Genomic DNA, 8,960 nt, shown 5'->3' on the forward strand with positions numbered 1-8,960 from the left:
AGCGATATACATGTATAAGTTTTTGGAGGAAATCACGATCAACACGTGGCCGGCCAAGTATTCCGCTCAGATGAACGGTTGGCTGGTCCGCTATGCAGACGGGTACACGAAGCGGGCGAATTCGGTCAGTCCGATTTACCTGGACCCGGGCTGCGACGTGGAAGGCAGCATTGCCGCCGCCGAAAGGTTTTACCGGGATGCCGGTCAGCCGGTCATTTTCAAGATGACTCCTTATGTTATGCCGTCCGATCTGGATGAACGTCTCGCCGGGCGGGGGTATGTTCAGGTGGATCTATCCAGCGTGCGGATTCTGGATCTTCAGCGAGAAACGGCACCGGCGGCTGACCCCGGGCTTCACGTCGTGTTCCGGGACCGGCTGGATACCGGCTGGCTCGAGCAGATGTCCCTCATGAACGGAATACCGGGCCACGGACAATCGGTCCTGGCGCACACGCTGGCCTCGACTCCGCTCCAGCAGGGATTTTTCCTGTTAAAGCAAGGGAGTGAGACGGTAGCCGCTGGACTCGGCGTCATTCAGGAGGGATGGCTGGGCCTGTACGATATCGTGACACATCCTGATTTCCGGCAGCGGGGGATGGGATTTCAGCTGATCCAGCGCATGCTGGCATGGGGCCGGGAGCAGGGCGCGCATTCGTCGTTTCTTCAGGTCGTTCAGGCCAATGAGGCGGCATGCCGGTTATACGACAAGCTTGGTTATCGCCATATTTACTCCTATTGGTACAGAGTGCTTAAATAATGGAATAAGGCGAATGTTTGTTCTTGTCTCAAATGCCATTCCCAGGTATCATAGAGTGGCATGGCCAGCGCCATGACAGATTGACTTGGGTTGGGAGAGATGAGGATGAACGACATGCCGGAGAAACTTGCGCCGATGTGCGAACTGATCGATGAGGTGAAGGCACTGGCGGATATTCCGGAAGATCAGTGGACGGGAGCGATTGCCGAAGGCAAGTGGTCGCCGCAGGAAATCATCGGGCACATCATGCTGTGGGACAAGCATTTCCTGGAGCACGCGATCCGGCCGATGGCGGCCAAAGAACCGATGGATATGCCGAAGGTGGAGCTTGATGAATTCAACCGGGAAGCGGCCGCGTATGCGCGCAGCCAAGGACGCCAGGAGCTGATCGATCAGACGGTGCACTGGCGGGAGCAGATCATCGGAGAGCTGAAACGGATACCGGAAGAAGAGTATGCCACCGAATACAGTACCGGAAGCGGCAAGCTGTCCGTTGACGAGTATCTTGCCGATTTTTACTGGCATGACCGCCATCATATGAATCAGATCCACCATTACATAGCAAACGGGCACAAATAGAACAGCTCATCTAACAAGAGGACCGTAACGAGGTAAAAACTTACTTCGGGCGGTCTTTTTTTAAGCAACCAACCTATATCGGATAGAAGAGGACGAACGTGATGAGCAGCATTATGAATAGGGGAGGTCAAAAATAAATTATGCGGTAACGCCTAGCTCTGGGGAATTTCTCCGGGGCTGATCTGGCATGAAATCGGATGGCCGGATCGTAAACTAATAGAAAACTATCTGTCTGAGCCCAAGGAGGTCTGGCATGAACAGAGAGGACCGGCTGGTAGCAAGCCCACATGGGGGGACGCCTGAATCCGTAAGCATAAGTGAAGCCGAGCCGGCAGAGTGGGAGTGGTACCTGCGCATTTATGATAAACAGATGGCTGCAGGGATCAAGCCGCCGCTTCATACCGATTCATTTCTGCCTGCGGGTTTCATGCCTTATTGGTTGAAAAAAAACGGAAAGGTGATCGGCGGTGCTGCTCTTTCGGGCTGTGCGATCCGGGATTTGTTCACGATTCCACCCCATCAGGTGGATAAAGGGTTAATCCTTGCTGTCGTTAAGGCGATCCGGGAGACGGAAGCAGGAGGGGGAACGCGCACGATCCGGGCCTATGAAGTCTTTGCGGATCAGGAAGATGCCTATATGCGAGCAGGCTTTTTCCCGGCACCTCATAGGCATCGCTGGATGCAGCGGCCAACGGCCGAATATGACTCCCACGGAAACGGCGGCTCAGCTTTTCAATCCGTAGAATTCCAACATGAGGGCGGAGAACGGAGGCTCGTGCTTGAACGGGAAATCGGTTTGTTTTTGTTCAAGCATGCATGGCATGAAGAGGGCAGCAAGCTGGAGGACGCTTCATTTGCTGACGTGCTGTCCAAGCTCAAGCTCGATGCTGCGCGTATGACAGAGGATACAGCGATGGCTTCAAGCCTGTTGTATGATACATCGACCCGCGCATTGATCGGGGTCTGTATCATTGGGATGCTGGCGGGCTGTCCCACGATTCAGGAGCTCACCGTCATGAAGGCTTACAGAGGCCGTGGACTGGCGACCCAGATGGTGCAAAAAGCGCTGACGATGTTAAAAAAACAGGGGCTGCCGCTGCTGCGGATTCGTGCCATACATGGACATCCGCATGAGTCCTTGTGCTTTCAACTTGGCTTTATGCCTGGTCCTCTGTTTATATCGACCATGACCATGTATGGCTGAGTGGGCCGCAACCAGCACATCTGTAAGCAAAGCATGGGGAACTGGGAAGAAGCGTCCGGTATATTTTCCAAAACTTGATCGGGCCATCTGCTTTATCCTGCTACCGTAACTCATTGACGCTCACGGCATAATGATTTAGAATTTCTTTTCGAAAGGTTCATTTCAACATTTCAACATCAAGTTCGTGCAGCATCCGCTTTTAAACTCCGATTCGTTCGCGAGTGGCGAAATTTTAACGAAGACCCCGTAGTGTCATCGGTTTCGTTCGCCCCCTGTCCTAACCGACAGGGGGCTTTTGGTTGTTGCGCGGGTACTGGCATCAGGAGGTTATCCATTTGAACAAGCTCAAATACTCGCTGCTCATACTGATCGGTGCATGCAGCTACGGCGTGCTTTCCTCCATTATGAAGGTCGGCATGAAGGAAGGTTTTACAGTCAGCCAAATGCTTGGTGGCCAATATATTTTCGGTTGGTCATTGCTGCTGGTGCTGATGCTTATTTTTTCCCGGAAAAAGATTGCGCCGAAGCAGTGGCTCGCATTGCTGGCGGTCGGAATTACCATGAGCGGCACGTCGGTCTTTTACGGCAAGGCCGTTGAGCGGCTGCCTGCTTCGATTGCCGTTGTGCTGCTGTTCCAGTTCACATGGATCGGCGTATTAATGGAAGCCGCCGCGGATCGTCGTATTCCAAGCCGCAGCAAGATCATTTCGATCGTGATTTTGATCCTGGGGACCCTGCTCGCTGGAGGCGTCATCGGCGAAAGTACCGGACCGCTGGACACAAGAGGCGTCGTATACGGTCTGCTGTCCGCTTTTACGTTTGCGCTATATATGTTTGTTAGCGGACGCGTCGGTACGACAGTTCCTGCCTTTAATAAAAGCTTCTTCATGACCACGGGCTCGGGCGTCATCGTATTGTCCGTCTTTTCTCCTGCTTTTTTGTGGGATGGGGCTTTGGTGGCCGGATTATGGAAATACGGTCTGATTCTTGGCATTCTAGGCATCTTGATTCCGGTGCTCTTTTTCGCGATCGGTATGCCGAAGGTGGGCTCCGGCACGGGGGCAATCCTGGGAGCTGCCGAATTGCCTGCAGCGGTCGTCGCTTCCGTCCTCCTGGTTCACGAGCATGTGAGCAGCCTGCAGTGGCTCGGGATCGTGCTTATTTTCATCGGCATCGCCATCCCGCAAATCCGCTTTTCAAGGAAGCAAAGCCCGCCGATATATGAACGACCGGAAAGCGCCGCACATCTTTAGCTTTTTGACGGGCTGCGAGATTAAGCATTACGGTACAGGGTAATGTAAACATGTAGACATCTCTTCTTATTTTAGCCTCGGCGCGTAGCCGCAGGCTGTTTTTTTTGTATAATGGAATCAGTAAGAAGGGGGTTGATTTGCAATTATTCATGCAATGACTGCATTTTCTGTTTAGGGTAATCAAAGAAAGCTTCGATTTCATTAAAAATATGGAGGTCATTTCTTATGATTATCAGACAAATGCATGTGAACGAGGCGGACAAGATCCGCCAAATCGACCGGTCCGAACAGATCGACCGGATTTACAAAATGAACGGCGGGCAGCTTGAAACCGTTCCGATGGGACATGAATGTCCGACCTGGGATGAGGAACATACGGATGAAATGGTCAACCGCTTCCGGTGTGAGCTGGAGCAGGGAGGCACGGCATACGGGGCGTTCGACGGCGAAGTGCTCGCCGGCTTTGGCGTGCTCGGACACCGGTTCAGAGGCCGCAACCAAGACCAGCTGCAGGTGGATCTGATGTATGTCAGCCGGCCATACCGGAGACAAGGGCTGGCTACCCGGATCATGAACGAGCTGAGCCGCGTGGCCAAGGAGCGCGGAGCGAGCTATTTATACATATCCTCGACGGAAACGGAATCGGCGGTCGGCTTCTACCGTGCCAACGGCGGAAACCTCACCGAGGAAGTGGATGAGGAGCTGTATCAGCAGGAGCCGGAAGACATTCATATGCTCAAGAAGCTGTAAGACAGAGGAAATAGAGGTGAACGGGCAGTGTTCGTGTATTTTGCATTCGGAATAGGTATTCTCATCATGATCGGGGCGGGCGTGCTCGCTTGGAAAAATTCCAAAATCATCGCAGAACAGAAGAAGCAGCCCGGCCCCAGACCGATTCACTACACCTATACGGTGCAGGTGACAAGCCGCTTAGATGAAGAGGAGGACAGCCGTTTCACCCCGATTTATCGAATTTCGTATGAGGATCCTCAAGGAACGATGTATGCGTACTTAGGCAGGGTAACCGGGGAAAGGGAGCTGAAGCTGTCCGAAGCAGCCGGCATCATGGAGACTAAGCTGGCGGACGTGCTCGCGAAGGGCCGGCTCAAGACGGCGTCTCCTGTCATGGAAGCGGTCATCGGCGAAGAGGAGAAGGAGGCTGTTGCCCGTTTGGACCACAAGTTAAACGCGTCAGGGGGGCTGGTCAGTGGATGACTTGACAAAGCGGCCGATTCGGGCGGTGTTGTTTGATTTCGACGGTACGCTGGCAGATACACTGCCATTGTCTTTTTACGCGTTTCAGGAAGTATTCCGCAAGTATACCGCGAAAGAGTACAGCAACGAAGAGATCATGGCCTGGTTTGGACCGACAGAGGAAGGCATTATCAGCCAGGTTTTGAAATCTCACGAGTCACTGCCGGAAGCTATTGACGACTACTATCGGATCTATGACGCATATCACGACCGGATGCTCACGCTTTCGGAAGAAATCCGCGGCATGCTGAACCGGCTGCAGGACATGTCCATTCCGATGGGCATCATCACAGGCAAAAGCCGCAGATCGCTCGACATTTCTTCGGCAAAGCTCGCTATGGGGTCTTATTTCACCGTAGGCTTTGCCGGGGATGAGCTTACCTGTCCCAAGCCGGATCGGGAGGGCCTTGATCGGGCGATGTCCGTGCTCGGCGTAATGCCTGAAGATACGCTATTTATCGGGGACAGCAACGCCGATATGGCAGCCGGACGGGCGGCAGGCACCCGGATCGGCGGTGCAATATGGTTTGAAACGATTCAGAGCAGCAATCTTCTCCCGGTTCCCGATTATCGGTTCACCTCGCCGCTTCAAGTGGCGGAGCTGATCGGCAGGTTAAATCAGGGCAAAGGATAAACAAGAGGCGAAGGAGGGAAGGCGAATGCACGTCGTTCAATTTCAGGATCCGGAAGCATTTTTGGAGCATACGGAGCCGGTGCTGCTTGAGAATGAACTGCTGAACAATCTTCCGCTTGGCATTCTGTACCGGTTGGTAGACACGATGAAAGAAGAAGGCGGCATTCCGCGGCATGGGGAGGGAAGCAGCCGGCTGTTTCTGGCGACGGTTCAAAGCGGAGAGCAGCCCCTGCTCATACTCATCCAGACGCTGTCGCATCTGATTCTGTACGCAAGCGATGATGTCGGCGGCCCGGAACAGCTTCGGGCTTGCTGCAGCGAGGCGGTGGATTATATCATCCGTCAGGGTGAGGTATCCCAAATCCCCAGCATTATCGGGTTAACGTCAACCGCTCAAATGTTTGCGGAGGTGTGGCGCGACAAGACCGGCATCTCCTACCATGTCGGGATGAATCAGCGGATATACCGCTGTACGAATGTTAACCCTATTCCTGAAAGCGGAGGACATTTGAGGGAAGCGGGACCTGACGATATACCGCTCATTACGAATTGGGTGCTGGACTTCAGCCGCGAAGCGCTGGAGCCGGTCCCGCAGGAGGACGCCGAGCGGATTGCCAGAAGGGGAGTCACCTTGTCTTCCCTCTATATTTGGGATGATGGGGGACCGGTCTCCATGGTCCAAAAATCGCGCCCGACCCGGCGCGGTATCGTGGTAGCGCTGGTTTACACGCCACCCGAGCTGCGCGGCAGGGGTTATGCAAGCTCATCCGTAGCCGAACTGACCCGGCGGCTCCTGAGCAGTGATTACGAGTTTACGTGCCTGTACACGGATCTCAGCAATCCGGTGTCCAACCATATTTACATGAATATCGGCTACGAGCCGGCGGCGGATTCCATCGTGTATGTATTCGACCGGGCGGGCGAATAGTTACATATGATAGCTGCCTGTGGGTTCGTTTAAGACCCATTCCAGCATGGTCAGCATGTCTTCGACGCGGAGCAGCTGGGCAGACAGCGAGGCGTGGACCGGCGTGTCCGGTTCAGCTGATTGGATGCGGGAGAGCAGCGACTTTTTTTGCATCAGCAGTTCGTTCATTTTGGATTTAATCTGGTTTTCGGTTCTCATTGATAACCCTCCATGTGCAGTTGTTACGGTACCATGATGATTATACCAGTCTTGAAGGGCAGGTCCATAACCGAATCGGCCCATCCACTATACCAAGGAGATGATGAGGAAGATGAATCTGAAGAAAATGGCTGCGGAAAAAGCGGTTGAATACATTGAGGACGGCATGCGTGTCGGTCTGGGGACAGGCTCCACCGCTTACTGGGCGATCAAGAGAATCGGTGAACGCGTCAGGGAAGGGATGACGATACAGGCCGTGGCGACCTCCAAGGCTTCGGAGAAGCTGGCGGCCGAGGAAGGGATTCCGCTGGTGCCTTTTCACCAATTGGACGGGCTGGACCTGACTATTGACGGTGCAGACGAAGTCAATCCGGAACTGAGCCTGATTAAAGGCGGGGGCGGGGCTCTGCTGCGGGAAAAAATCGTTGCCTACCACAGCAAGCAGCTGATCATTATTGCCGATGAGCACAAAGTAGTGAATACGCTGGGCGCTTTTCCCCTCCCGGTGGAGATCATCCCGTTTGCGCATGAATGGACGCTGGGATCGCTGGAGAAGCTCGGATGCAGCCCGCAGCTGCGCACCGATAACGACCAGCTGTACGTCACCGACAACGGAAACTATATCGCCGATTGCCGCTTCGGGGAAATTGCCGACCCTGCGAAGCTGCATCAGCAGCTGTTATACATTCCGGGCGTGGTGGACAACGGGTTGTTCATCGGAATGGCGGACCGGGCGGTCATCGCCGGCAGCGACGGAACGGTTAAAATCATGGAGCGTCCGTTAAACCGGTAGGTCAGGCGCATTTCATGAAACAACCGGTATTGTCCGCTGCATGGCGAAATTTGCTAACCGTGTTGATCGTCGTTTATACGCTTCTTCTCCTCTATTGGATGTTCCTGGGGTTCGGACGGAGCCCGGGTTCATCCTTTCATTATAATGTGATTCCTTTGCGGACGATCCGGCTGTACATTCAGTATGGCTGGACCATGTCCCCGAAAATATGGATCATCAATTTGTTCGGCAATATGGCGGTGTTCGTTCCTTTCGGCCTCCTGCTGCCGCTGCTGATCCAGAAGCTGCAGTCGTGGCTTGTGCTTACGGTCGTCTTCGTTTCGTCCATCCTGGTCGTGGAATGGGCGCAGATGCTGCTGCGGGTCGGCAGCTTTGACGTGGATGACGTGATCCTGAATACGGCGGGCGTGTGGATCGGATGGATGATCTCCAGCATTTGGCGGGAACGGATCGGTACAAAAAGAGGAACAAAGGTTTGACATCATCGCGTCTTTCGATTATCTTAGCATTAAGATAGCGCGTTTGGAGGTTTTTACATGGCTGGTAAAACTAGCAACGATGAATTGTCCCTGGATTTATTTATTGTCCTTGCCCGCGCCTATAATTCAGTAGTTGCCCACTCCATTCGTGATATTCAAAGCCACGGTTTGAATTCAACGGAATTTGGAGTCCTGGATCTGCTGTATCACAAAGGGCCCCAACCACTGCAAAAAATCGGGGAGAAGGTATTGATATCCAGCGGGAACATTACGTACGTGGCGGATAAGCTGCAGAAAAAGAATCTGCTTGTCCGCAAGGCGTCGCCGGACGACCGGCGGGTCATATTTGCAGATCTGACGGATGAGGGGAGAGCATTCTTCCAGAGTATTTTTCCTCAGCATCAGCAGGTTTTGGTCCGCGCGGTGGAAGATCTGGACAGCGAAGAGAAGATGCAGGCGATTCAGCTGCTGCGCAAGCTCGGATTGTCGGCAGAGCGGAAATTCAAGGAGAGTGGGGCTATATGAACGGACAGCTTCGCGCAAACATCAGGCCCGGACTCGAGGTCGATATCGTACTGAAGCAGGACCAGCGTACAGGCAAAAGGACACGCGGCATCGTGAAGGATATCCTCACCAATTCCGCCCAGCATCCGCACGGCATTAAGGTCAGGCTGACAGACGGGCAGGTCGGCCGGGTGCAGGAAATTATCACGCCATAAAGTGTTAGGAACGGAACAATCTTGGCAGTCGCACTGAAGCATGAAAAACAGCCGCTGCCCGCCGGGATGAACTGTGACCCATAAGAAGGACACTTTGAAAAAAGTGACCCTCTTGTGGGTCATTTGTGTTTTAATCAAGATAATAGTTAAGGAGCGGATCGA

The 8,960-nt window shown here is 53.6% G+C and carries 13 protein-coding genes; 12 read left to right on the plus strand and 1 reads right to left on the minus strand.

The features are described from left to right. Positions 1 to 10 precede the first annotated feature (10 nt). The 8 genes from ABID47_RS13020 to ABID47_RS13055 all read left to right on the plus strand — a co-directional run bounded on the left by ABID47_RS13020 (position 11) and on the right by ABID47_RS13055 (position 6,609). Positions 11 to 757: a GNAT family N-acetyltransferase gene (locus tag ABID47_RS13020; RefSeq protein ID WP_354497249.1), complete on the plus strand. Its 747-nt coding sequence runs from the start codon at positions 11 to 13 to the stop codon at positions 755 to 757. A gap of 105 nt (positions 758 to 862) precedes the next feature. Beyond that, positions 863 to 1,336 carry a DinB family protein gene (locus ABID47_RS13025; RefSeq protein WP_181909018.1) on the plus strand — a complete coding sequence of 158 codons (474 nt, stop codon included), beginning with the start codon at positions 863 to 865 and terminating at the stop codon, positions 1,334 to 1,336. 253 nt (positions 1,337 to 1,589) lie between these two features. Next, positions 1,590 to 2,540, plus strand: a complete 951-nt coding sequence (locus ABID47_RS13030) for a GNAT family N-acetyltransferase (RefSeq protein WP_354497252.1) — start codon at positions 1,590 to 1,592, stop codon at positions 2,538 to 2,540. Between the two features lie 335 nt (positions 2,541 to 2,875). Next, entirely contained in the window at positions 2,876 to 3,793 is a 918-nt protein-coding gene (locus ABID47_RS13035) for an EamA family transporter (RefSeq protein WP_116231773.1), read from the plus strand. A gap of 225 nt (positions 3,794 to 4,018) precedes the next feature. Next, the gene (locus ABID47_RS13040) at positions 4,019 to 4,543 is read left to right on the plus strand and encodes a GNAT family N-acetyltransferase (protein WP_116231303.1); all 525 of its coding nucleotides are present in this window, start codon (positions 4,019 to 4,021) and stop codon (positions 4,541 to 4,543) included. Between the two features lie 27 nt (positions 4,544 to 4,570). Continuing rightward, positions 4,571 to 5,008, plus strand: a complete 438-nt coding sequence (locus ABID47_RS13045) for a hypothetical protein (RefSeq protein ID WP_354497255.1) — start codon at positions 4,571 to 4,573, stop codon at positions 5,006 to 5,008. Further along, on the plus strand, positions 5,001 to 5,681 hold the full coding sequence (locus ABID47_RS13050) for an HAD family hydrolase (protein WP_354497257.1): 681 nt from the start codon (positions 5,001 to 5,003) through the stop codon (positions 5,679 to 5,681). The genes ABID47_RS13045 and ABID47_RS13050 overlap by 8 nt, the downstream gene beginning before the upstream one ends. Before the next feature lie 25 nt (positions 5,682 to 5,706). Next, a complete protein-coding gene (locus ABID47_RS13055; RefSeq protein ID WP_354497259.1) occupies positions 5,707 to 6,609 on the plus strand; it encodes a GNAT family N-acetyltransferase in 903 nt (300 codons plus the stop codon). Here ABID47_RS13055 and ABID47_RS13060 read toward each other — a convergent pair whose 3' ends face one another. After that, positions 6,610 to 6,807 (minus strand): hypothetical protein, encoded by a 198-nt coding sequence (locus tag ABID47_RS13060; RefSeq protein ID WP_116231299.1) that lies wholly within the window; start codon positions 6,805 to 6,807, stop codon positions 6,610 to 6,612. A 112-nt stretch (positions 6,808 to 6,919) separates the two neighbouring features. On the opposite strand from ABID47_RS13060, the gene rpiA reads away from it, so the two are divergent. From rpiA to ABID47_RS13080, 4 genes are read left to right on the plus strand one after another with little or no spacing between them, the layout of a single operon-like run. After that, entirely contained in the window at positions 6,920 to 7,600 is a 681-nt protein-coding gene (gene rpiA / locus ABID47_RS13065; protein ID WP_251674468.1) for a ribose-5-phosphate isomerase RpiA, read from the plus strand. Positions 7,601 to 7,614: 14 nt separating this feature from the next. Beyond that, complete coding sequence (locus ABID47_RS13070; RefSeq protein WP_116231297.1) at positions 7,615 to 8,079, plus strand: VanZ family protein; 465 nt, start codon at positions 7,615 to 7,617, stop codon at positions 8,077 to 8,079. A 57-nt stretch (positions 8,080 to 8,136) separates the two neighbouring features. Further along, a complete protein-coding gene (locus ABID47_RS13075; protein WP_076168391.1) occupies positions 8,137 to 8,604 on the plus strand; it encodes a MarR family winged helix-turn-helix transcriptional regulator in 468 nt (155 codons plus the stop codon). Then, on the plus strand, positions 8,601 to 8,798 hold the full coding sequence (locus tag ABID47_RS13080) for a YwbE family protein (protein ID WP_076168389.1): 198 nt from the start codon (positions 8,601 to 8,603) through the stop codon (positions 8,796 to 8,798). The genes ABID47_RS13075 and ABID47_RS13080 overlap by 4 nt, the downstream gene beginning before the upstream one ends. Positions 8,799 to 8,960: the final 162 nt, after the last annotated feature.

It is taken from the genome of Paenibacillus favisporus (assembly GCF_040545415.1).
In the GTDB taxonomy this organism is placed as follows: Bacteria; Bacillota; Bacilli; order Paenibacillales; family Paenibacillaceae; genus Paenibacillus_AQ; species Paenibacillus_AQ favisporus.

What these genes read in the sequence shown, in the direction of transcription:
- ABID47_RS13020 (WP_354497249.1), top strand. Translation starts at nt 11, where the DNA reads ATGTATAAGTTTTTGGAGGAAATCACGATCAACACGTGGCCGGCCAAG.
- ABID47_RS13025 (WP_181909018.1), top strand. Translation starts at nt 863, where the DNA reads ATGAACGACATGCCGGAGAAACTTGCGCCGATGTGCGAACTGATCGAT.
- ABID47_RS13030 (WP_354497252.1), top strand. Translation starts at nt 1,590, where the DNA reads ATGAACAGAGAGGACCGGCTGGTAGCAAGCCCACATGGGGGGACGCCT.
- ABID47_RS13040 (WP_116231303.1), top strand. Translation starts at nt 4,019, where the DNA reads ATGATTATCAGACAAATGCATGTGAACGAGGCGGACAAGATCCGCCAA.
- ABID47_RS13055 (WP_354497259.1), top strand. Translation starts at nt 5,707, where the DNA reads ATGCACGTCGTTCAATTTCAGGATCCGGAAGCATTTTTGGAGCATACG.
- ABID47_RS13060 (WP_116231299.1), bottom strand. Translation starts at nt 6,807, where the DNA reads ATGAGAACCGAAAACCAGATTAAATCCAAAATGAACGAACTGCTGATG.
- rpiA (WP_251674468.1), top strand. Translation starts at nt 6,920, where the DNA reads ATGAATCTGAAGAAAATGGCTGCGGAAAAAGCGGTTGAATACATTGAG.
- ABID47_RS13070 (WP_116231297.1), top strand. Translation starts at nt 7,615, where the DNA reads ATGAAACAACCGGTATTGTCCGCTGCATGGCGAAATTTGCTAACCGTG.
- ABID47_RS13075 (WP_076168391.1), top strand. Translation starts at nt 8,137, where the DNA reads ATGGCTGGTAAAACTAGCAACGATGAATTGTCCCTGGATTTATTTATT.
- ABID47_RS13080 (WP_076168389.1), top strand. Translation starts at nt 8,601, where the DNA reads ATGAACGGACAGCTTCGCGCAAACATCAGGCCCGGACTCGAGGTCGAT.